Raw genomic sequence first — 23,352 nt, 5'->3', positions numbered from 1 at the left:
AATTCCTATGGAATACAGTCCCGCTCTGCAATCGGCAACGTTAATTAAACGCTATAAGCGCTTTCTGGCCGATGTGATAACGCCCGACGGTGAGACGCTGACGATTCACTGCGCCAATACCGGTGCGATGACCGGTTGCGCCACGCCGGGGGATACCGTGTGGTATTCCACCTCCGCCAGCCAGACGCGAAAGTATCCCCACAGCTGGGAGCTGACCGGAACGCAAAGCGGAGAGTTGATATGCATTAATACCCTGCGTGCTAACACGTTAGTACGTGAAGCGCTGCAAGAAGGACGGATTGCAGAATTATCCGGTTACACCCGACTGCAACCTGAAGTTAAATACGGCGCCGAAAACAGCCGTATTGATTTCCTGTTACAGGCAGAGGGTTGCCGTAACTGCTATATTGAAGTCAAATCCGTTACGTTGTTACAGCAGGGCAAAGGGTACTTCCCGGACGCGGTGACCACGCGTGGTCAGAAGCATCTGCGCGAGCTGAGCCAGATCGCGCAATCCGGCCAACGGGCAGTTCTGTTTTTCGCCGTTCTGCACTCGGGGATTGAGGACGTTGCCCCCGCAAGTCACATTGATGCGCGCTACGCAGAACTACTGGTACAGGCACAGCAAAATGGCGTTGAGCTGCTTTGCTATAAGGCGGAGTTATCACCCGAAGGGATAAGCCTGATTCGGCCCCTGAAGGTAGAGTTGTAAAAATTGGCGCAATTTGCTGTTATAAGCACGCTTTCGGCAAGGGGCCAAATACGCTCTTCCTCACATGCTTGTCAAGGCATGTTCAGGAATAATTGCCAACCTTAATCGCTTCTGTTATTTATAGCGGCCTGTTTTTTCCCCTCCGGGGGATCGATGCCCGACAGTCTCGGGATGCAGGGCAGGTAATAGCCGTGTGGTACTTCGCCGGCTGACAGTATCTGCAGCCTGAGAAGTGAAGGGTATAGTGCGTGTTATCCAGGAGAAACAACATGCAAGAAGGGCAAAACCGTAAAACATCGTCCCTGAGTATTCTCGCCATCGCTGGGGTGGAGCCATACCAAGAGAAGCCGGGCGAAGAGTATATGAACGAAGCCCAGCTGGAGCACTTCAAGAAGATCCTTGAAGCCTGGCGCAACCAGCTTCGGGATGAAGTGGACCGCACGGTTTCGCACATGCAGGATGAAGCTGCTAACTTCCCGGACCCCGCTGACCGCGCAACACAGGAAGAAGAGTTTAGTCTTGAACTGCGTAACCGTGACCGCGAGCGCAAGCTGATCAAAAAGATCGAGAAGACGCTGAAGAAAGTGCAGGATGACGATTTCGGCTACTGCGAATCATGTGGCGTTGAAATTGGTATCCGTCGCCTTGAAGCGCGTCCAACTGCCGATCTGTGCATCGACTGTAAAACGCTGGCGGAAATCCGCGAAAAACAAATGGCCGGTTAACGGCACAAGGATTGCGCAGTGGATCAGGGGGCGGTTCTCCGTTCCCGTTTCACTGCCCTTCCCCATTCATGATGTCAGCATCCTATATCGGGCGCTTTGCCCCCTCTCCATCCGGTGATTTGCATTTCGGCTCTCTGATTGCCGCCGTTGGCAGCTACCTGCAGGCTCGCGCACAGCAGGGTCTGTGGCGGGTGCGTATTGAAGATATCGATCCTCCTCGTGAAATTCCCGGTGCCGCCACCCGCATCCTCAGGCAGCTTGAGCACTACGGTCTGCATTGGGACGGTGACGTGCTCTGGCAGTCGCAGCGCCATGACGCCTACCGCGCCGCACTTGACTGGCTAAAACAGCAGGGAATGAGCTATTACTGTACCTGCACACGTAGCCGCATTCAGCAGATCGGCGGCCTGTACGATGGCCACTGCCGCACCCTGCATCACGGCCCGCAGCAGGCTGCGCTGCGTCTGAAGGTGGATGCACCGGTCAGCTCCTTCAGCGATCGCCTGCGCGGTATAGTGCAGGCCGATGCGCGCCTGGCCGCAGAGGACTTTATTATTCACCGCCGCGACGGGCTGTTTGCCTATAATCTGGCAGTCGTGGTTGACGATCGTTTTCAGGGGATCACTGAAGTGGTGCGCGGTGCCGATCTGATCGAACCGACGGTCAGGCAGATAACCCTTTATCAGCAGTTTGGCTGGACTGTTCCCGACCATCTGCATTTGCCGCTGGTGCTTAATCATGATGGCAACAAGCTGTCGAAACAGAATCACGCCACGCCACTGCCAGAGGGCGATCCGCGCCCCGCACTGGTACTGGCGCTGCGCTTCCTTGGCCAGCCGGTCACGGAGAACTGGCGTGATACGACACAGGAAGTACTTTTACAGCAGGCTGTCAGTCGCTGGGATTTGAGTTTAATCCCGATTACCGACGCGCAGCAGCAGGATACGGCGACATCGGCATTCTCAAACGGTTCACTCTGAGCTATGATTAGCCGCTGTTTTTACCGCACAGAATTCATTGTCACTATCGAGGTGTCCCATTTTTACCCGAGTTGCTAATTTTTGCCGAAAAGTTCTCAGTCGCGATGAGGTAGTACCAGCCGGGATCGAGGAAGAGCGTCAGATGACCGTTATTCCTCGCGATCGTCATAATATCTCACGCAAGGACATCAGCGAAAATGCCCTCAAGGTGCTCTATCGCCTGAATAAAGCGGGCTTTGAAGCCTACCTGGTGGGCGGTGGCGTACGCGATCTGTTGCTGGGTAAAAAGCCAAAAGATTTCGATGTCACGACCAATGCGACCCCGGAGCAGATGCGTAAACTGTTCCGCAACTGTCGCCTGGTGGGCCGCCGTTTCCGCCTGGCACACGTAATGTTTGGCCCGGAGATCATCGAAGTGGCCACCTTCCGCGGTCACCACGAAGCTGAGCAGCCGTCCGTTGACGATCGTAACAGTTCGCAGCGCGGCCAGAACGGCATGCTGCTGCGCGATAACATTTTTGGTTCTATCGAAGATGACGCCCAGCGCCGCGATCTGACCATTAACAGCCTCTACTACAGCGTGGCCGATTTTACCGTCCGCGATTATGTCGGCGGCCTGAACGATCTGCAGCAGGGCATTATTCGCATGATCGGCGATCCGGAAACCCGCTATCGCGAAGATCCGGTGCGTATGCTGCGCGTCGTGCGCTTTGCCGCCAAGCTGGATATGAGCATCGCGCCGGAAACCGGTGAACCGATCCCGCGTCTTGCCACACTGCTGCGCGATATCCCACCGGCACGTCTGTTTGAAGAATCCCTCAAGCTGCTGCAGGCGGGCTACGGTGAAGCCACCTACCGCAAGCTGTGCGAATATCAGCTGTTCCAGCCGCTGTTCCCGATCATCACCCGCTACTTCACCGAGCAGGGTGACAGCAACATGGAGCGGATGATCCAGCTGGTACTGAAGAATACGGATACCCGTATTCACAGCCAGATGCGCGTCAATCCGGCATTCCTGTTTGCGGCGATGTTCTGGTATCCGCAGCTGGAAGCGGCGCAGAAAATTGCCCAGGAAAGCGGCCTTTCCTATTACGATGCCTTCGCTCTGGCGATGAACGACGTGCTGGATGAAGCCTGCCGCTCACTGGCGATCCCGAAACGTATTACCTCGCTGGTACGCGATATCTGGACCTTACAGCTTCGCCTGTCTCGCCGCCACGGCAAACGCGCGTGGAAGCTGATGGAACATCCGAAGTTCCGCGCCGCCTACGATCTGCTTGCTCTGCGTGCCGAAGTGGAAAACAACCACGAGCTGCAGCGCCTGACAACCTGGTGGGGGGAGTTCCAGGTTTCCGCGCCGCCGCAGCAGAAAACCATGCTGAACACCCTTGGTGACGATCCGGCACCGCGCCGCCGCACCCGCCGTCCGCGCAAGCGCGTACCGGGGAATGGCCGTCGTGACGGATACGACAACAACAACGCATGACGCGGGTTTATCTGGCGCTGGGCAGTAACCTGGCCGATCCGCTGCACCAGGTGCAATCAGCCCTGGATGCGCTGGCGGCGATCCCACAGAGCAGGCTGATTGCCTGCTCTTCGCTTTACCGCACGCCGCCGTACGGGCCACCCGATCAGCCTGACTATCTTAACGCTGCCGTGGCGCTGGATACCGAACTCAGCCCTGAGGCGCTGCTGGACCACACCCAGCGTATTGAGCTGGAACAGGGACGCGTGCGTAAGGATCATCGCTGGGGCCCGCGCACGCTGGATCTCGACATCATGCTGTTTGGCGACCTGACGCTGGCAACGACTCGTCTGACGGTGCCGCACTACGATATGCACAACCGCGCTTTTATGCTGCTGCCGCTGCGAGAGATCGCTCCCGACCTCTGTCTGCCGGACGGTACGCGCATTGCCGATCTGCTGGCTCCTCTCGACAGCAGCGCGATCCGCCCCTGGTAATGCCTTTCCGGTGCAGTCCGTGCTGCGCCGGATATCTCCTTTGCACTCTCCTTCTCATCCTTTAAGATACGCCAACCAGGAAGACTCTTACTGAGGATACGATGAAACCGACTACCGTCTCGACCTTGCGTCAATGGAAACAGCAGGGGCGTAAATTTGCCTCTATCACCGCCTATGAGTTCAGCTTCGCCCGTCTGTTTGCCGATGAAGGCATCCAGGTGCTGCTGGTTGGCGATTCACTGGGTATGGTGGTTCAGGGACACGACTCCACGCTGCCGGTCACCGTGTCTGATATCGCCTATCACACCGAAACGGTCCGCCGCGGTGCGCCCGCCGCCCTACTGCTCGCCGATCTGCCGTTTATGAGCTATAGCACGCCACAGCAAACCTTCGACAGCGCAGCGCAGCTGATGCGCGCCGGGGCCAATATGGTGAAGCTGGAAGGTGGGAAATGGCTGGCCGATACGGTTAAACAGCTAACCGAACGTGCAGTACCCGTATGTGGTCACCTCGGCCTGACGCCGCAGTCGGTGAATATCTTCGGTGGTTATAAAATTCAGGGCCGCGCTGAGGCCGATGCCGAACGCCTGCTGGACGATGCGCTGGCGCTGGAAGCCGCGGGTATGCAGCTGCTGGTACTGGAGTGCGTGCCGGTGGCGCTGGCAAAACGCGTCACCGACGCGCTGACCATTCCGGTTATCGGCATCGGTGCCGGTAACGTGACCGACGGACAGATCCTGGTGATGCACGATGCCTTCGGCATCACCGGCGGCCATATCCCGAAATTCGCCAAAAACTTCCTTGCTGAAACCGGCGACATCCGTGCAGCCGTGCGCCAGTACGTCACGGAAGTGGAAAACGGCAGCTATCCCGCCGAAGAACACAGCTTCCAGTAACCGAGGAGAAACACCGTGCTGATTATTGAAACCCTGCCGCTGCTCCGCCGTGAAATACGCCGCTGGCGTCAGGATGGTAAACGTATCGCGCTGGTCCCCACCATGGGCAACCTGCACGATGGACATATGACACTGGTTGATGAAGCGCGTGCGCGTGCGGACATCGTGGTGGTGTCCGTTTTCGTTAACCCGATGCAGTTTGAGCGCGCCGACGACCTGGCGAACTACCCACGTACGCTTCAGGCCGACTGTGAAAAGCTGAACCGTCGCGGCGTCGATCTGGTGTTTTCCCCGGCTCCGGCGGATATCTACCCGCAGGGACTGCACGAACAAACGTTTGTCGACGTTCCCGGTCTTTCCACTCTGCTGGAAGGTGCCAGCCGCCCCGGGCATTTTCGCGGCGTGTCAACCATCGTCAGCAAGCTGTTTAACCTGGTCCAGCCGGATATTGCCTGCTTCGGCGAGAAGGACTTCCAGCAGCTGGCGCTGATCCGCAAAATGGTGGCGGATATGGGCTACGACATAGAGATCGTCGGCGTGCCAACGGTGCGCGCGAAAGACGGCCTGGCGCTCAGCTCGCGCAACGGCTATCTGACCGCCGATGAACGTAAAATTGCGCCGGGGCTGAGCCAGGTGATGAACGATATCGCCACCAAACTCAACAACGGCGAGCGCCATATTGAAGAACTGATTGCCGACGCGGAGATCGCGCTTGCGGAAAAAGGCCTGCGCGCCGATGGCCTGGCGATTGTGGATGCCGATACCCTGCTGCCGTTAACCACGGACAGCCGCCGGGCGGTGATCCTGATGGCCGCGTGGCTGGGTAAAGCCCGCCTGATTGATAATCAGCAGGTTGATCTCACCCAGTAGACAGCGTTGCCCGCAGGGGCAATACTGTCGTTCGTTTTTCGACTGATTGCAGAGTTACAGCTTATGAACCGTACTATGTTGCAGGGTAAACTCCACCGGGTAAAAGTCACCCAGGCCGACCTGAATTACGAAGGCTCCTGCGCCATCGATCAGGATTTCCTCGACGCTTCCGGCATCCTGCAGTATGAAGCGATCGATATTTACAACGTCAACAACGGCCAGCGTTTTTCCACCTACGCCATTGCCGCAGAGCGCGGCTCGAAAATCATTTCGGTGAACGGTGCGGCCGCACGCTGCGCCTGCGAAGGCGACCTGCTGATTATCTGCTCTTATGTGCAGATGTCGGATGCGGAAGCCCGCGAATGGCAGCCGAAAGTGGCCTACTTTGAAGGCGACAACCAGATGAAGCGCGTGGCGAAAGCCGTACCGGTTCAGGTGGCGTAAAAAAACGGGGCGGCCATTGCTGGTCGCCCCGTTCAGTTCAGTCAATCACATCAGGTCCGCAGCCCGCGACCGCGCTGGATAAGCGACCACGCTAGCGCATAAAACACCACGATAAACGCCACCAGCACCGCCATGGTAAAGCCCAGCGGCACGTCATTGATGCCGAGGAAACCGTAACGGAATCCACTAATCATATAGACGATCGGGTTCAGCTTGGAGACCATCTGCCAGACCGGCGGCAGCAGCGTCAGCGAGTAAAACACCCCGCCAAGATAGGTGAGCGGCGTCAGCACAAAGGTCGGGATCAGGCTGATGTCGTCAAAGGTGCGGGCAAATACCGCGTTCAGCAGCCCGGCCAGCGAGAACAGAATCGCCGTCAGCAGCAGCGTCACCGCCACCATCAGCCACGAATGCACCTGGAAAGGCACGAAGAACAGCGAAATCGCCGTCACCAGCACGCCCACGCAGACCCCGCGCGCCACGCCGCCGCCAACGTAACCGGCGATAATCACATGCGTTGGCACCGGTGCCACCAGCAGCTCTTCAATATTACGCTGGAACTTGGAGCTGAAAAACGACGAGGCGACGTTGGCATAGGCGTTGGTGATCACCGCCATCATGATCAGGCCGGGCACGATAAACTGCATATAGGTGAAGCCATGCATTTCACCAATGCGTGAGCCGATCAGATTACCGAAGATAATAAAGTACAGCGTCATGGTGATCACCGGCGGGACCAGCGTCTGAATCCAGATACGGGCGAAGCGGTTAACCTCTTTACTCCAGATGCTCTTCAGGGCTACCCAGTACAAATGTGTCATGCTTTCTCTCCCGTGTGACCATTGACCAGGTCAACAAACAGCTCCTCAAGACGGTTAGCCTTGTTGCGCATACTCAGCACCTGCACGCCCTGGGCGCTCAGTTGGCTAAACACGCTGTTCAGCCCCTGTTCGCGCAGCACTTCCACTTCCAGCGTAGAGGTATCTACCAGCCGATATTTAAATCCTTCCAGCTGCGGCAGCGGGCTTTTTGCAGCCAGATCGAGAATGAAGGTTTCAGATTTCAGCTTCGCCAGCAGTCCCTTCATTGAGGTGTTCTCCACCAGTTCACCGCTCTGGATAATGCCGATATTGCGGCACAGCATTTCTGCCTCTTCCAGATAGTGAGTGGTCAGAATAATGGTGGTGCCACGGGCATTCAGATCTTTCAGGAAGGTCCACATCGAACGACGCAGCTCAATATCCACCCCGGCGGTTGGCTCATCCAGGATCAGCAGCTTCGGTTCATGCATCAGCGCACGAGCAATCATCAGGCGGCGCTTCATACCGCCGGAGAGCATACGCGCACGCTCGTTACGCTTCTGCCAGAGGTCGAGCTGGGTCAGATATTTTTCCGCCCGCTTCACCGCTTCGCGCTTCTCCACACCGTAATAACCGGCCTGATCGACGACGATCTGCTGCACGGTTTCAAACTGGTTAAAGTTAAATTCCTGCGGCACCAGCCCCAGCTGACGCTTGGCATTGACCACATCGTTTTGCAGATCGTAACCAAACACCCGCACCCGGCCGCTGGTTTTATTCACCAGCGAACTGATGATGCCAATAGTGGTGGATTTACCTGCCCCGTTGGGACCGAGCAGCGCATAGAAGTCACCTGCTTCAACCCGGAGGTCAATTCCCTTGAGCGCCTGAACTCCGCCCGCGTAGGTTTTGGTCAGTTTTTCAAGTTCCAGTGCATAAGTCATAGGTAAGAAATAGCCCTTTGTATTTATCGTATCGCGTTTAGTTTCTTGTTTGCCGTTTTCAATCGCTGAGCATTGCCCTATATTACCGCAACGTTTTTGTGTGACTGGTCGACACCATTATGAAAGATATTGAAACCCTTATCAGCAATAACCGCGAATGGTCCAGATTGCTGAAGGAGGAAGATCCCGGTTTTTTTGAACGTTTGTCCCTGGCACAAAAACCCCGTTTCCTGTGGATCGGCTGCTCCGACAGCCGCGTACCCGCCGAGCGCCTGACCGGGCTGGAGCCTGGCGAACTTTTTGTTCACCGTAACGTGGCCAACCTGGTGATTCACACCGACCTCAACTGCCTTTCCGTGGTGCAGTACGCGGTGGAGGTGCTGGAAGTTGAACATATTATTATCTGCGGCCACTACGGCTGCGGCGGCGTTCAGGCGGCGGTGGAAAACCCGGAGCTGGGCCTGATTAACAACTGGCTGCTGCACATTCGCGATCTCTGGTACAAACACAGTTCGCTGCTGGGTGAGCTGGCACCAGAAAAACGCTTCGATAAACTTTGTGAAATCAACGTGATTGAGCAGGTTTACAACCTTGGTCACTCAACCGTGATGCAGTCAGCGTGGAAACGCGGACAGAAGGTGACAATTCACGGCTGGGTATACGGCATCCTGGACGGCTATCTGCGCGACCTGGGCGTAACGGCCACCAGCCGCGAGATTCTGGAACAGCGCTACCGTCACGGCATCGCTAACCTGCTGAACGACCCGGACCTCAATCCGTAAGCCACGGGCGGCAACCCCCTGCCCGACTGCACTTTGCCGCATATCATATAACAGGCCGAAATTTCCGGCCTTGGTCGATTGTGCGGTGTGCACTCGCGGTCATTTAGCCCGATTTACTCGTCCAGCATCACCACTTTGCCGATATACGGCAGGTGACGATAGCGCTGGGCGTAGTCAATACCGTAGCCCACCACGAACTCATCAGGAATAGAGAAGCCGACGTATTCAACCGGCACCTGCACTTCCCGGCGCTCGGGCTTATCCAACAGGGTACAAATCGCCAGTGACTTAGGCCCGCGCAGGCTGAAGATTTCCCGCACTTTGCTCAGCGTATTACCTGAATCGATAATATCTTCGACAATCAGCACGTCTTTGCCACGAATATCTTCATCCAGATCCTTGAGGATTTTTACATCGCGGGTGCTGGAGGTGCCGTTACCGTAGCTGGAAGCGGTCATAAAATCGACTTCGTGAGGAACATCAATGGCGCGACACAGGTCGGCCATAAACATAAAGGAGCCGCGCAGCAGGCCAACCAGCACCATGTCGCTGCCGCTGTTGCGGTAATGCTCATTGATTTGCTGGCCAAGCTCAGCGATACGGGATTTGATCTCGGCTTCGGAGATCATTACTTCAACGGTATGTTTCATAGTTAATCGTCGATTGTTCAGGGAAAGCGGCACAGTTTAGCACATTTCTCCCTCGTGACGTCCTCCGTTGCGCAACGCACCGCGTTAAATTACGCAATAGACATACGGACTGCTAAACGTAAAGATAGCCATATTTTATATCGCTACATGTTTTATCCATAGAACGTTAATTCATTTATCCCGCCCATACCGCGCATGATAGTTTAGCGCCAATAATAAAAGCACCGTGCCAAAAGGCAGGAGATTACATGGCTTCCTCACATTCCAAAAAAACGCATATCGGCAACCGCGAACTGCAGCCCGAAACCCAGATGCTCAACTACGGTTACGACCCGGCGCTGTCGGAAGGCGCAGTCAAACCGCCGGTGTTTCTGACTTCCACTTTTGTTTTTAACAGTGCCGAAGAGGGCCGCGATTTCTTTGACTACGTTTCCGGCCGCCGCGAACCGCCATCGGGCGAGGGAAACGGCCTGGTCTATTCGCGCTTTAACCATCCGAACAGCGAAATTGTTGAAGACCGGCTGGCGGTGTATGAACGCACCGACAGCGCAGCGCTGTTCTCCTCCGGCATGTCGGCGATTTCTACCACGCTGCTGGCCTTTACCCGTCCTGGCGACACCATTCTGCACTCCCAGCCGCTTTATGGCGGTACGGAAACCCTGCTGAGTAAAACCTTCGGCAATCTTAATATTTCCAGCGTGGGATTCGCCGACGGCGTGGATGAAGCCTCGGTTCAGGCCGCAGCCGACAAGGCGCTGGCGCAGGGCCGCGTTTCGGTGATCCTGATTGAGTCCCCGGCCAACCCGACCAACAGCCTGGTGGATATTGCGCTGATTAAACGCGTTGCGGACAGGATTGAGCAGCAGCAGAATTACCGCCCGGTCATTGCCTGCGATAACACGCTGCTGGGGCCGGTATTCTCACGCCCCACCGAACACGGCGCGGATATCTCGCTCTATTCGCTGACTAAATACGTTGGTGGCCATTCGGATCTTATTGCCGGGGCAGCAATGGGCAGCAAGGCGCTGATCCGCCAGGTGAAAGCGCTGCGCAGCGCCATTGGCACCCAGCTCGATCCGCATTCCAGCTGGATGATTGGCCGATCGCTGGAAACGCTGGCGCTGCGAATGGAGCGCGCTAACGACAACGCCGCCGCGGTGGCGGAGTTTCTGCGCAGCCATCCGCAGGTGGAACACATCCACTACCTGGCGTTCCTCGACGCCGACTCACCGCAGGGCGAAACGTATCGCGCCCAGTGCAGCGGTGCCGGTTCCACCTTCTCCTTTGATATTCACGGCGGTGAAGCGGCAGCGTTTAAGTTTCTCAACGCGCTACAGCTGTTCAAGCTGGCGGTCAGCCTGGGCGGCACCGAATCCCTCGCCAGCCACCCGGCCAGCACCACCCACTCAGGCGTTCCGCTGGAGGTCCGCGACCGTATCGGCATTAAATCCACCACCATTCGCCTGTCGATCGGTATCGAGAATAAAGACGATTTAATCGAGGATCTGCGGCTGGCGCTGCTGGGGTAACGGTTGATATCCAGCGGCAGCCGGTGGAGCTGCTGGTTATGAGTTGTCGTTGGATGTTTTATTGGGGCTGCCTGTACGGCAGTGAACCGTAAAGGCGCATGCGAAGCGATTCGCTGGTGTTTCTAAGCTGCCTGTACGGCAGTGAACGCCGAGTCTCGACGTAATCAGAAGCCGGTGATTTTCTAAGCTGCCTGTACGGCAGTGAACATGCGGCCTTCTGAAATTTCCATTTGGATTTATTTCTAAGCTGCCTGTACGGCAGTGAACATCCAGATGGGTTATGGCGAACGACCGGGACATTTCTAAGCTGCCTGTACGGCAGTGAACAGCGATTCAGTGAAGAAGCGTTATCTCACTCATTTCTAAGCTGCCTGTACGGCAGTGAACTTTACGATTAGCCAGGCCCACGGCTGGCGAATTTTCTAAGCTGCCTGTACGGCAGTGAACCAACATCTGCTGACCTGGCTGCTCAATCAAAATTTCTAAGCTGCCTGTACGGCAGTGAACCCCTCCCAATAGTCGCTCCTGTAGATTTCAATTTTCTAAGCTGCCTGTACGGCAGTGAACAGATTGTCAGCGGCTTAATTGATGCGAAGGTATTTCTAAGCTGCCTGTACGGCAGTGAACCCCCAAATCAAGCGGGGCAAGTGGTGGAACCATTTCTAAGCTGCCTGTACGGCAGTGAACCTGCGGGGGCAGATTGGAAAGCATTCACGATGTTTCTAAGCTGCCTGTACGGCAGTGAACTGATTCCTCTTTTGTCTTCACCCATGCTCGCATTTCTAAGCTGCCTGTACGGCAGTGAACCGCCGCGTCTGCGTCTTACGCCCGTCCAGAATTTTCTAAGCTGCCTGTACGGCAGTGAACATCTGCGACGCAGCTGGCGTAGGGGTCTACTGTTTCTAAGCTGCCTGTACGGCAGTGAACACAGAACTTGACCTTTCCGGCCTCCATTTTGATTTCTAAGCTGCCTGTACGGCAGTGAACGAGGAAGACATCGTTAATAAGCTTGCGCTTCTTTTCTAAGCTGCCTGTACGGCAGTGAACGTTTTCTACCAGAATCTGGAACAGGTTAACGATTTCTAAGCTGCCTGTACGGCAGTGAACCCAAAAGATTACACTTCAGCTCCATCTGGATTGTTTCTAAGCTGCCTGTACGGCAGTGAACTGATTTGTTTGGGATAAAATCTGGCTTTCTTTTTTCTAAGCTGCCTGTACGGCAGTGAACGCTGATATGATGAAAAAACTGATTTGTAATCATTTCTAAGCTGCCTGTACGGCAGTGAACCTCGGCGCGGAGTTCAAACAAACATTGTTGTCTTTCTAAGCTGCCTGTACGGCAGTGAACTGGTTGAAGAAAAAATGAGAGCGGCTTATCGTTTTCTAAGCTGCCTGTACGGCAGTGAACTGGTGTAGGCGGTGGGCATGGTAAAGGTTTATTTTCTAAGCTGCCTGTACGGCAGTGAACTGCAATTGCTTGTGTGTTGGCTGCAACGTTTTTTTCTAAGCTGCCTGTACGGCAGTGAACGCATTCAATTATGTAGGCGAGGCTATGTAGAATTTCTAAGCTGCCTGTACGGCAGTGAACCAATTGTCAGCGTTCCCGCCGATACTTCTGTTTTTCTAAGCTGCCTGTACGGCAGTGAACATAGTTTATCATCAGGATCTTGTCTTGACTGTTTTCTAAGCTGCCTGTACGGCAGTGAACTGTTATGAAAAACATCTAACCATCTGTGAAACAGGCTGAAAAGCCAAATATTCTAAATAAACCCTCTTTCTAACGGCCCCTCCAACGCTAATAAAAATCAACAGGTTAGCGTTGGAGGAAAAAAAAGGGTCAGAACCAGGGGATAGGTGTAGTGGCACTCAAGCCATAGGAACTAAACTCTCCAGGAACCGGCACAGGACCGATCGGACCATGCTCAATAAAAAATGGATAGGCGTTACCGTTGCTGCCACTTTTTATAAACAGGAAAGGCAGATCGCTACGCTGTTCATTTATCGCGTTAATCTGCTGCTGCGCCTCTGATTCACTTAACCAGCCTTTTTTAACCGAGCGGCGGCGCAGGCGCTCAGCGCTGCTTTTGACCTGCACTCTCCTGACGGTGCGCCAGCTTTTATTCTCTGGCACCCTGGCTATAACGTCGCAATGAATATAATCCTTCAGACCATGCTGCCAGTCGCACTGCTGTAGGGAAGACAAATCCTCCTGCGATCCGTGTAGCCGCAGCCTGTTGCCCAGCGTCAGTTTTACCTCCGGAAAGCTGATACCTATCCGGCCATCGGCGGCACGCTGTAAATACTGGTGCAATCGTTGAAAAAGCTGCGCCATGACAACGTGCTCCGCTGTCTCAGCATCCGCCAGTACGCGAATATCCTGATAGTAATCCATAGCCAGCCTCTACTCGCTTTTCTCGCCGAATACGCCACCACGAATCAGCGTAGCCATCACATAGTGTTGCTGCGTCACATCAGGTTCCTGCGCTTTAGTGACCCAGTTATCCAGCAGCGTGTAAAAATCCATTTTTTTAACCGGCTGGCGATAAGCGATACCTCTGCTGGTGACTGAACCATAAGGCTCTACTGAAATTGGACCGACGTCCTGTTCATCTGCCTCCGGATACCAGGTATCGATAGTCCGTAAGGCATTACCGATTTTTTGCGAGTGTATAGCAGCGACATCATTGATCTGATAGAGGACTTTACTTTTTTTACTGTTGCTGTCCAGCACCAGCTCCTGTGATGGAAAGACTTCCTGGCCGTTGCCAAGGTAAACCTGCGCTTCCACGTTAAACAGCGCGAATGCATTACCAGCCAGACCCTGTTCAATTGCCTGTGCCAGTTCCAGCAGATCGCCCTGTGGCTGACTGAACGAACGCAGGCTGTAGTCATGGCTGTTAAACTTCCAGACGCGCTCTCCGCTATTTACCTGTACCGAAATTCGCTCGGCGCCAACGCGGTTTCGCCACAGAAAACGCCCATTCGCAATGTTTTCGGCGTAGCGTGCCGCCAGCTCGCTGAAGCCGTGCCGGGTGACATAACCGTTAATTACGGAGGTCAGTTCTGCCTGATACAGGCGATCATTACAAACGGATGGCGTGGAGAGATCGCCCAGTACCCGCAGGGTAAAACAGACTTTCAGGGTATCGGTGTCGTACGGCAGAGCGGCAACATCAACGCGTTGCAGGTTCGCTTTTTGAATTTCAGCATCAAGCTTTAACGGATCGCTGGCAATCGCATTCTTCAAACGGTTAGAAATGGTACCGCGCACCGCCTTATCCTGAATTTTGATTGGCTGCCATCCCTCACTTTCCTGCCATTTTCCAGCCAGCATGATGGCATCAGAGTTAGATAATTTGCGTTCAAAAGCCAGGACGGATGCGGTCTTAATTGTTGATTTAGCCATGATTATTTCCTTATAACGTTAAATTAGTTGTAATTGATTTCTTCGTCATATTCTGAGTAATTCTGGTCGCTGGCCGTTATTTCACTCCGGCAGAGATAGCTTCCATCCTCATAGTGGTACTGCCAGAGCAGTTCACGTAAATCATCAACTCGATGCAGGCCTCGCCACTCACCTACGCCATATATCGCCTCGGTGAAACAAAACGGCGTGTGCGTATCACGAGCATTACTTACCTTGCCGGGCTCATAGATCGGAGAAATCGCCTGATAACCGATCATCAACGGAACGAGGAAGCCTGCGGCTGGTTTAGGCTGATACTGCCAGCTAACAGGTTCATCTGGTTCAGCTTCATTTGCTACCGCCTGCATTTTGATGGTGGAAAAATCCAGCCACGCATCAATCATTTCGGCTTCAGGCCGGGACTGCTGCAGATGGGAAAAATGCTCAGCCAGCAAAGGAGAGCGATCCAACAAGGCAAAACCAGGTAGTAAACGACGCAATACCCGTCGGGCCTGCCGCTCATCCTCTGGCCACCCCATAATCTGCACCTTCTCTATGGCAGTCACCGTTCCTCCGGCCAGCCTCAACCGCTGACACAGCGTTGCAATATGCCCGGCAAGTGCAGCAGCCCCCTGCTCCCCATCACGAATCATTCCGTTAAAGCGAATCAACAGAGATACCGTCATGTGCATCCGCCCCTCTTCATTAAAAGCGGCTGTCTTAGCTTCTCGGGTTAGTGGATTGCGGGTCAGGGAAAATACGTGATCGCGGCCTGAAGAGTGCGCGTGTACCTGCTGCTGATGGCAGACCACGCCACAACCGTCTAACTCAATACCGTGTGTTTGAGTGAGCTGGCGAGACAACGCATGAGTCAAACCAAGAAAATGCGTTATAGCCGGAAAACCCCAGGTAAGGCCGGCAATCGCATTGGCGTTTTCGACACGCAGATGGCGTAAAATAATCAGGTTGCTCATGGCAGATCCTCTGCTAAATCATCTTCCAGTTCGCGCAGGCGCTTGTTAAGCAAAGGAGATGCCGAAAAATTCCGGTGCTCCACTGCCCCCAACCTCAGCGTTTCATCCCGCAGCTGATGATTGAGCCACAGGCCAAAATCACGGGCGATCTCTTGTTTCCAGTCACCCTTTTCACGCTCAAGCTGAAACTGCCGATCGGTTTTGCTGCGCAGCGGGTCCAGCCAGAGCCGCTGAGACTGTTTTAGCCTACATTCCGGATCGGCACTCCAACCGCTGAACTGCGTAAGGTTCTGAATCCCCGCAGCATAATTGAACAGGATATCGATAATTTCATCAGTGAAGGCCAACCGCTGCTGACGAATCTCCATCGTACTGTCCAACGGCTGTACCTGATGTAAGTAGCGTTTCATTCTGAGAATTACCGGCCAGGCCTGGCGGGAAAATTCACTGTAAGAAAACAGGGACTGGTTTTTCGAAGGTGGTTTAATCACCGCCCGCCATGCAGGAGGCAAGCAGGGTAACAACCAGACTCTTCCCCTGCGCACGCTGTTCAGATAAGAAATATTCTGCGGCTTAGTCCCCCCGAAGTTAGTTACCGCGGTGGCAGGAAAATCCACCACCGCTTCGCTATGCCAGGTTTTTGCCTTCTTTGCCGCTCGCGCATTTTTGGCCTCTTCACTGAATCGCGCATCGGCAATACGCTGATGCAGGACATGTGCCAAAGAGGATGAAAAGAGAGGGCTGATAAGATGGTAATGCTGTGGCGCGATGGGGAAATAGATTTGCTTAGCCAGTTTATGGCTGGCGGGTTGCTTATCGATCAGTACCTGTTTGAATCCTTCAATCCAGACATCTGAAAGTTCTCTGTCATCGGTTAAGGACTCCAGCGCAGAGTAATCACCACGATTAAGGCTGGCGATTAATGAATCCCCCTGAACTTCAGTTTGCAACAGCTTGGCGATATCCAGTGCCGCAGCGTTACCCACTGCATCCAGCGTTGGTTTACCTAGCGTTGCGGTTGAAAGATAGGAAGTGGAAGTGGTTGCCTCCCCAGAGAAAACGCTGCTGCCGCGTGCATCGCTGTGGGTGAACTTCAACGCATGAGTGACCAGGCTGATTTGCCCGGCCCGACTGGCGGCATCGGTTAACCAGGCTTTCAGCTGGTATTTTTTTTCAATTTCCGCACGCTGTTGATTCAGGTCCTGCACGACCGATGCTGCCTCCCCCTGTTCAGACAGAGCGGATAGCTGTTTTTTCTCTTCCTTTTCAAATAGTTCGAGCTTTGCTGTTTTCCGTTCATTGATGTAGTCGGTAATAAAAGAAGCCAATGTCTCCTGCAACATGCAATCTCCTTTAATAAATTAATAAATTAATAAATGATTTAACTCCAATAAAATTACAGATATGTAAATTGCCATTTATGAACCAATGCTAATTTATATTTAAAAATCATAATCTAAATGAATTCACACCACTTCCATCCGAATACAATCCTTTTTTTAACTGGGTAAATAAATCTTTAAGACTATCCTGTAGAAATAAAGAAAAACCCTCTTTTCCAATACTCGTTTCATAAACCGATGAGGGTATGAAGCGTTTCATTTCTGCGTAAAACTTACCGTCTTCAATGATTTCCCGGAAAGAATCTAATCGATTTTGAATTTTTTCCTGAAAGCGCTCAATCTTATAATCACTCAATTTTCTACTCACCAGGTTTACATCGATTGTTGCACCCTGCTGCTGTAACCAAATGAGATCCCACATATCGCGATAGCGTATACGATGAGTTGCGGCTGGAAGGGAAACCAGTTTATCCGCCATAACCTCTTCAAGTGTTTCAACTTTTATCAATGTATCACTGTACCCATCCGGCAAAACCGTGTAATTGCGAACTAACTGTCGGTAAGCATGGGTATAGGCAGGAATATTGGCAATTTCAATTTTGATACGCTGCCGGGGTATATCCTTGTTTTCCGGTGCTGTTATTACGGATATTTGCCATTTATCAACTTTCACCTCAGCATACTCAGGCTGTTCACGCAAATCCCTGGGCTCCTTAACCGTTACTTCGAGCCCATAACGTTCGCCAAGATAATCCTCAATGCAATTTTTTACCTTTATCAAATCAGCAGAACAAAAATCACGACCTCCGGCAAAATCCAAATCTTCACTGAACCGGTTTGAGCCGTAGCAGAGCCGCAAAGATGTACCGCCCTGGAAAGTCAGCCCTTTGAGTAACCCGGCTTCTGAAAGGCAAAAGAGAATGTCATAATGCAGTAGTTCTTTTTCTACCACCGGACGTAAGTTTGCCAGCCCGCCCTGTCGGATAGCTTCTTCGACCAGCTCATCAAATTCTACTTTTTTAGGCATTTTCCAGGGCTCCGAAATCAACTAAATGCATATTCCGGCCAACTCGTCGGAGGTCCCGTAAAGCGGTATCTTTTTTTGCAAACTTAATCGGAGACTTTGTTTCAATAGTACCTTGAAGAATATCGCCGACGGACCTTTCTGTGTGCGTTAACTCAATCATTCCCCAGGGTGTACTAAACTCCCCACTTCTTCCGGTGGTCATCACTGTGAGCCTGTCCATTGGCACCTGAGAAATCACACCATATTGGGATAGCGCTGATTCAAGACTCACGTAGTTGTATTCCCCCCTACGCAGAGTTTTAGTAATATGTTCAAGGATATAAGCGTCTTTATTGGCTCGATTGTAAACATATACACCTTGTGCGGCTCGGGTCAGTATTTTCTTATCAACCAGTCGTTTGAGGGAAGACTTCAACGCCCGCTCTGGTTCATCAGAAAACAAGTTTCTGAAGTCATTTAAATGAAAAACATATCGCCCTTTTTCACTGTAACTATCCAGCGAGTTAATCGCACTTAGTGTATTCATCTCTTTATCTCTACAATAAAGACCCAAAAAAGAGCCCTAAATGTAATAATACTGAATTATATTGATTTATGTAAACAAAAAGGACCCAAAAAAGAGGACTATTTGTAAACATGAACAATCAATAATGTACTGTTGAACCGCTCAAAAAACTTAGATGTTCGGTGGTTACGCTAATCACTCAGAAATACACAACCTAGTTACTATTAATATATAAAAGATCATAAAGATGATACTACATCAGCGTAATCAACTTGCAAAGAGGAAATTTTGTTCAAAAAGCAGGAGGGCTTCAAACTTGAAAATGTTTGGCAATAAAAATGCTTTAAACGGTATGATGACATCACTGCCGAACAGGCAGCTTAGAAATAGTTGCTATACATATACATTACGTTTACTGCCGAACAGGCAGACCATTAGACTAACCCTTTATTGATATGGCGTAATTTTTACGCCATATCAATAATATAAGAAACACCTACCTTTCTTTAAACACGCCAAAAATCGGATGAAAACACCAGCTATCACCCTGTCTGTCAGGCAGAACGATCTCGCCAAAGCGTATACTTATCGCTTCTAACTCCATACCCAGTTTATCGGCCAGATCCAGATAGATTTGCTGATAGTCCGGCACCATCCATGCGCTGTTCCCTTTGGCAAATACAGGGTTAACCACGGAGAAGTCTCCGCTTCGCTTACGGCCTGCCGGGCCATCATCTGGAAAGTAGAATTCGGGGATATCCCCTTCTTCAGCAATCAATAGAAAATACAGCAATTCAGGCTGCGATTGACGGAAGGGCTTTTGACGCTGTAGTTCACCGCACCATGTCATCTGCTCGCGCCACCAGAGCGCAGCACAGTCAGGGGAATCCTTTACTCCCTGTAATTCTACCCACAGACGTCGATGCTCCAGATCGGCAAAATTGCTAAAAGGTGAGCGAACGTCCGGTTTCGCTCTTTCCTGGATACGCGGCGCGGCGCTGATGATTGCGTACTGTTCAGGCTTCAGCAGTTGATTAAGATCGTGGCTGGCCAGCATAAACGTTGTATTTTCAAAACCGGGCAGGCAGTAGGCCGCTCGCGGTGTACCAGGATTTTTTAACGCGCGTATATTTTGCTGCAGGATATAGAAATTATCCGCCCCTACCGGCTGCTGTCGATGGCGCTGGATTCGACCCGCCAGTTGAATAAGTGAGCGCATTGAACTCGGTTCGGCAATCGCCCAGTCGTAATCATGATCCCTGCCGACTTCAGCAACGGACGTTGCCAGTACCACGAACAGATGATGCTGTTGCGGATGCTGACTCAGCGCATTTTCGATTTCCTCAACATGCCATAAAGCCTGCTCCTGATAGCGCGTTAAGGTCTCATCCAATCTGCGCTCAATCCATGAACGCATCGCCAGAGGATGCTGGCTGTGGTACACGCAGTAATGAATATGGTGGTTTTCCGCAGCAGGGGTCGACATCAGTAGCCGGGCAATCGCAACCAGCGGGTTTATATTGGCGATACGCACAATGCCCACGGACACGGTTTTACCCGATTCAGAGTGACGTTGATGATGCTCAGCATGCAGAGCCAGCATCGAACTGAATATGCATTCAGCAACGCTACGATACACTGCTGCTTCATCATGCGTTGCAGAAGCAATCGGCACCAATCTGCAACGCCGCAGCACCGGTGTTTTATCCAGACGGCCTATCCGCCGCGTAACGAACTCTTCATGTCGCGATTTAAACTCCAGCGGTTGGATCACCTCTTCCGTAAACGTCTCATTCTCGTCAAACCACGCGCAGCAAACCGGACTGTTCTCATCCAGCCCACAGGCTTTCTGAAAAATTTCACGCCCGCTGCGATAGGCATTAAACAGCGCCAGCACCAGCGCGGGAGGCAACGTTGCCGAGGAAAGCAGCACGCGCGAACCCAGCATCCCTGCCCAGTTAACCAGCCGGCACAGGGCAGGAAGGTCATCAATATCAAAATCATCCGGTTCATCAAGCACCAGATCCGAAGTCAGTAACCGCAGCATGGGAGCAATCTGTCGGCCTCCCCGTAGTCCTTCCGTTGCAGAGATTAAGTGATCGATAGTCGTCACCAGCACTGGCGCACTGATCAGTTTATGTAGGCTGTTGTCGCTTTTGAGCCAGAGGCTAAGTCGTCCGTCATCCAGGCTACCGTCGTAACTGACATACTGATGCTCAGCCACTAACGCATCGGCGGATTCACTGCCGTTAGCAGCAGCGGATGTCTCTTCATCGATCCGCAATTGATGCAACTGTGCCATAGCCTGCGAACCAATCAGTACCGCTAAATCATCCTCTTGCAGCGTCAGTTTTTCACGCAGCGCATCACCGGTTTGCAGCGTTAAGGCTCGTAGACCAAGGGCCACCGAGAAACGGCAACCCTGCTGTTCATCGGCCAGCGCGTACATAATACGCGCATTGGCGAATGTTTTACCGCAGCCGGTTGAAGCCATATTGATGCCAAAGAATCCCTGCTTTGCTGCTCGCTCACGCAAGGCAAGTGCGGCATCATAAGCTTTGTCCTGCCAACGATATTTTTCTTGCTCGCTGCGCTTTTTAAATCCTTTATGGCGAGTAATCGCTGGCAGGCTGCGCCGTAAATTCGGCAGGCTTCTGGCCAGAAGCAACGCATTCTGCGCCACGCCAATATTATGCTCGTCCAGCTTCTGCTTTGGTTTACCGGTATCACGATCGGTGTTAGCAAGGGATAAATAGCCTGGAGCCTGCCAGCCGGGTGTTGCTGGCTGAGAAGAATAGAAATGATCGGCCAGCATAAGAACCAGGCGGGCAAGATGGCAGGTAAACCGTTGATTAAGATCGATCTGGGCCAGCCACGCAGGCTGAGCCAGTAATCGCTGTGACAGTTTTCTGGCTTTCGCCCGCCATGTACTGCTGCGTATCGGGGTTCCCTGTGGAAACAGCCACTGCGCCTGAAGATCTGACTGCATCCAGTCTGTCATTTCATGATTAAGCGCGTTCCACACCACGTCAAGATGATGAGTCAGCCAGTGCTCCTGATTGATAAGTTCAGGAGGCAAACCCTGACCTTTTCTTCGCTGATAGCTGGGTAAACGATGATGAGAGAGAATCAGCCAGGCCACCACTCGGGCTACCGGTGGTAGCTTTTCGAACGCGTTAGGTGAATCCGTCAGTCCATCTTTTTTCACAGATGCCAGCATTGCAGGTTCATCACTGGCATCTATGTGGCTCAACGCGCTGAGCCATTCACGGTCACTGCGTTCACCCACCCAACCACAAAATAAGCGCAGCGAAATCCATTCATGGCGATAGGGCTGAAACGAACGGATGCCCTTTTCTCCGCGCAGCATTTTTTGAAACAGGCTGTTAGCCTTACCGAAATCATGAAAAAGACCCGCAATAGCGGCCAGCAGACCTATCGCTTCAATGCTGTGCCAGCTGTTTTCGTCTTTACTTTTGAGTACGTCAGCCGTCGTGGTATTCGTTGGAACAGTGCCCAGCTCATTAAAACGGCGAAGGTTTCCAACAATCCATAGCAGTTCGCTTTGCCCGTCCTTCTTGACCCAGTGGCAGGCAACCGCAGTATTCCTGCGCGCGGTTTTGCGCAGCAGCTTACGCAGCGTCTGTAACCCCTGCCAGGTAATAGCGGTTTGCCAGCTACGATCGCCTTTTCGTTCCGCAAACAGATCGAGAATTCGCCGACTCTCTTCCAAAGCCCGTTTATTACATTGGGAAATTAACAGAATATTCATTTTCCCACCCGGCTCAGCTGCTGCGCTACGGACTCCAGCGCGTTAATCATCGTATCCAGCGCATCAGCATTTTGCAGGCTGGTGAGGCAGCGCTGGCGGAACTCTTGTTCTTCTTCACCGGCCATCGCCGCAATAAACGCCTGCGGTAGAATCAGTGCATCTTTAATCAAATCCGCTACATCAAATACCAGCCCGCCCCGGCGAGTTTTTTCATGCAGCACGGCTAATCCGTGCGGTAAGCCGATAACCCAACAGGCCACCGCAGCAAGGCCATAGGCCAGATAGTTACCATGATCGAGAAAACGGTTGGCGCGATCGATACCACCCCCACGTTTTGCCCTGGTAAAGTCGCCATATTTAACGCTTTCGGCAGCGAGTTTATATAACGCCTTGGTCATTACTGCCTCGAGCGCCAACAGATCAGTACTATTACGACAACCTGCGAGGCCCTGCTCAAAACGTTCCAGGACACCGTTCAGACGAGGAATATCAATAGTGAATTTATCTTCTCGCTGCATTTTCGCACTGCTCCATGCCTGCCGAATCTGGTTTATTCGAACGCGCTGAAACGCAATTGCAGCTTCCAAACGTAACTCTTCATCAAACCAGAAACTAACCCAGTGCTGTAAATATTCCGTAGGGCGATATTCGCTTTGCGAACTCAGCCAGGAAACATCGACTTCAACTTCATTAGCCGCATACAACGGTGTGCCGCCACCTCCGCAGAATCCGACCAGCACACCTGCACGGGCAAACTCGCGCATCGCAGCCTGAGTCACCGACGTGCCGGTTCCCAGCATCACCACGGTGGTATTTGCGATAGGGATGTTCCAGTAAAGCGATCGTTTACCTTCATCCGTGACATATTCCACACGTCCACCGTTTACCAAAACCCGGCAGTATTGCAGGTAATAAATATTGCTGCGTTTGGAATGCAGAATCGTCTTTAAATCCGACGAGCCGATCGTTTCCATACTGATCCTCTGGCGGTGTTAGATTTACATGTAATCACTATGCATGTTTAACTTTCT

At 52.7% G+C, this 23,352-nt stretch carries 21 protein-coding genes and 1 CRISPR repeat array; of the genes, 10 read left to right on the top strand and 11 right to left on the bottom strand.

Annotated features, from left to right (window positions below; all coding sequences use genetic code 11):
- Positions 1–7 precede the first annotated feature (7 nt).
- The 8 genes from sfsA to panD all read left to right on the top strand — a co-directional run bounded on the left by sfsA (position 8) and on the right by panD (position 6,589).
- Complete coding sequence (gene sfsA / locus JOE09_RS18520; protein ID WP_205066768.1) at positions 8–712, top strand: DNA/RNA nuclease SfsA; 705 nt, start codon at positions 8–10, stop codon at positions 710–712.
- 269 nt (positions 713–981) lie between these two features.
- Entirely contained in the window at positions 982–1,437 is a 456-nt protein-coding gene (gene dksA / locus JOE09_RS18515; protein ID WP_105595421.1) for an RNA polymerase-binding protein DksA, read from the top strand.
- A 68-nt stretch (positions 1,438–1,505) separates the two neighbouring features.
- Complete coding sequence (gene gluQRS, locus JOE09_RS18510; RefSeq protein ID WP_420830662.1) at positions 1,506–2,417, top strand: tRNA glutamyl-Q(34) synthetase GluQRS; 912 nt, start codon at positions 1,506–1,508, stop codon at positions 2,415–2,417.
- Positions 2,418–2,475: 58 nt separating this feature from the next.
- On the top strand, positions 2,476–3,903 hold the full coding sequence (pcnB, locus tag JOE09_RS18505) for a polynucleotide adenylyltransferase PcnB (RefSeq protein ID WP_205066809.1): 1,428 nt from the start codon (positions 2,476–2,478) through the stop codon (positions 3,901–3,903).
- Positions 3,900–4,379 carry a 2-amino-4-hydroxy-6-hydroxymethyldihydropteridine diphosphokinase gene (gene folK / locus JOE09_RS18500; RefSeq protein ID WP_205066767.1) on the top strand — a complete coding sequence of 160 codons (480 nt, stop codon included), beginning with the start codon at positions 3,900–3,902 and terminating at the stop codon, positions 4,377–4,379. Before pcnB ends, folK begins: the two co-directional genes overlap by 4 nt.
- Before the next feature lie 101 nt (positions 4,380–4,480).
- Entirely contained in the window at positions 4,481–5,275 is a 795-nt protein-coding gene (panB, locus tag JOE09_RS18495) for a 3-methyl-2-oxobutanoate hydroxymethyltransferase (protein ID WP_200563068.1), read from the top strand.
- Positions 5,276–5,290: 15 nt separating this feature from the next.
- Positions 5,291–6,145 carry a pantoate--beta-alanine ligase gene (gene panC, locus JOE09_RS18490; RefSeq protein WP_200563069.1) on the top strand — a complete coding sequence of 285 codons (855 nt, stop codon included), beginning with the start codon at positions 5,291–5,293 and terminating at the stop codon, positions 6,143–6,145.
- Positions 6,146–6,208: 63 nt separating this feature from the next.
- Entirely contained in the window at positions 6,209–6,589 is a 381-nt protein-coding gene (panD, locus tag JOE09_RS18485) for an aspartate 1-decarboxylase (protein ID WP_062747172.1), read from the top strand.
- 50 nt (positions 6,590–6,639) lie between these two features.
- On the opposite strand, the gene JOE09_RS18480 is transcribed toward panD, so the two are convergent.
- Positions 6,640–7,410: an ABC transporter permease gene (locus JOE09_RS18480; RefSeq protein ID WP_205066766.1), complete on the bottom strand. Its 771-nt coding sequence runs from the start codon at positions 7,408–7,410 to the stop codon at positions 6,640–6,642.
- Positions 7,407–8,333, bottom strand: coding sequence for an ABC transporter ATP-binding protein (locus tag JOE09_RS18475; RefSeq protein ID WP_105595414.1), 927 nt, complete (start codon positions 8,331–8,333; stop codon positions 7,407–7,409). Before JOE09_RS18475 ends, JOE09_RS18480 begins: the two co-directional genes overlap by 4 nt.
- A gap of 119 nt (positions 8,334–8,452) precedes the next feature.
- Between JOE09_RS18475 and can the strand changes: the two genes are divergently transcribed.
- Positions 8,453–9,115, top strand: coding sequence for a carbonate dehydratase (gene can, locus JOE09_RS18470; RefSeq protein ID WP_105595413.1), 663 nt, complete (start codon positions 8,453–8,455; stop codon positions 9,113–9,115).
- Between the two features lie 113 nt (positions 9,116–9,228).
- Here the strand turns inward: can and hpt are convergent, their stop codons facing one another.
- Positions 9,229–9,765 carry a hypoxanthine phosphoribosyltransferase gene (gene hpt / locus JOE09_RS18465; RefSeq protein WP_105595412.1) on the bottom strand — a complete coding sequence of 179 codons (537 nt, stop codon included), beginning with the start codon at positions 9,763–9,765 and terminating at the stop codon, positions 9,229–9,231.
- A 248-nt stretch (positions 9,766–10,013) separates the two neighbouring features.
- On the opposite strand from hpt, the gene JOE09_RS18460 reads away from it, so the two are divergent.
- Positions 10,014–11,294 (top strand): cystathionine gamma-synthase family protein, encoded by a 1,281-nt coding sequence (locus JOE09_RS18460; RefSeq protein ID WP_205066765.1) that lies wholly within the window; start codon positions 10,014–10,016, stop codon positions 11,292–11,294.
- A 59-nt stretch (positions 11,295–11,353) separates the two neighbouring features.
- Positions 11,354–13,002: direct repeats of the CRISPR family, unit length 28 nt; unit sequence TTTCTAAGCTGCCTGTACGGCAGTGAAC.
- Between the two features lie 129 nt (positions 13,003–13,131).
- Here JOE09_RS18460 and cas6f read toward each other — a convergent pair.
- The 8 genes from cas6f to cas1f all read right to left on the bottom strand — a co-directional run bounded on the left by cas6f (position 13,132) and on the right by cas1f (position 23,295).
- Positions 13,132–13,686: a type I-F CRISPR-associated endoribonuclease Cas6/Csy4 gene (gene cas6f / locus JOE09_RS18455; RefSeq protein ID WP_205066764.1), complete on the bottom strand. Its 555-nt coding sequence runs from the start codon at positions 13,684–13,686 to the stop codon at positions 13,132–13,134.
- Between the two features lie 9 nt (positions 13,687–13,695).
- Positions 13,696–14,700 (bottom strand): type I-F CRISPR-associated protein Csy3, encoded by a 1,005-nt coding sequence (csy3, locus tag JOE09_RS18450; protein ID WP_205066763.1) that lies wholly within the window; start codon positions 14,698–14,700, stop codon positions 13,696–13,698.
- A 23-nt stretch (positions 14,701–14,723) separates the two neighbouring features.
- Complete coding sequence (csy2, locus tag JOE09_RS18445; protein ID WP_205066762.1) at positions 14,724–15,674, bottom strand: type I-F CRISPR-associated protein Csy2; 951 nt, start codon at positions 15,672–15,674, stop codon at positions 14,724–14,726.
- Complete coding sequence (csy1, locus tag JOE09_RS18440) at positions 15,671–17,017, bottom strand: type I-F CRISPR-associated protein Csy1 (RefSeq protein WP_205066761.1); 1,347 nt, start codon at positions 17,015–17,017, stop codon at positions 15,671–15,673. The genes csy2 and csy1 overlap by 4 nt, the downstream gene beginning before the upstream one ends.
- 106 nt (positions 17,018–17,123) lie before the next feature.
- Positions 17,124–18,044, bottom strand: coding sequence for a nucleotidyl transferase AbiEii/AbiGii toxin family protein (locus JOE09_RS18435; protein WP_205066760.1), 921 nt, complete (start codon positions 18,042–18,044; stop codon positions 17,124–17,126).
- On the bottom strand, positions 18,037–18,570 hold the full coding sequence (gene abiEi, locus JOE09_RS18430; protein WP_205066759.1) for a type IV toxin-antitoxin system AbiEi family antitoxin: 534 nt from the start codon (positions 18,568–18,570) through the stop codon (positions 18,037–18,039). Before abiEi ends, JOE09_RS18435 begins: the two co-directional genes overlap by 8 nt.
- Before the next feature lie 475 nt (positions 18,571–19,045).
- Positions 19,046–22,321 carry a type I-F CRISPR-associated helicase Cas3f gene (cas3f, locus tag JOE09_RS18425; RefSeq protein ID WP_205066758.1) on the bottom strand — a complete coding sequence of 1,092 codons (3,276 nt, stop codon included), beginning with the start codon at positions 22,319–22,321 and terminating at the stop codon, positions 19,046–19,048.
- Positions 22,318–23,295 carry a type I-F CRISPR-associated endonuclease Cas1f gene (gene cas1f, locus JOE09_RS18420; RefSeq protein ID WP_205066757.1) on the bottom strand — a complete coding sequence of 326 codons (978 nt, stop codon included), beginning with the start codon at positions 23,293–23,295 and terminating at the stop codon, positions 22,318–22,320. Before cas1f ends, cas3f begins: the two co-directional genes overlap by 4 nt.
- Between the last annotated feature and the right edge of the window lie 57 nt (positions 23,296–23,352).

The sequence above is a fragment of the Pantoea coffeiphila genome (assembly GCF_016909495.1).
GTDB classification, from domain to species: domain Bacteria; phylum Pseudomonadota; class Gammaproteobacteria; order Enterobacterales; family Enterobacteriaceae; genus Erwinia; species Erwinia coffeiphila.
Note: the sequence above shows the minus strand (reverse complement) of the source record. Positions and strands in the feature narration are given on the sequence as shown.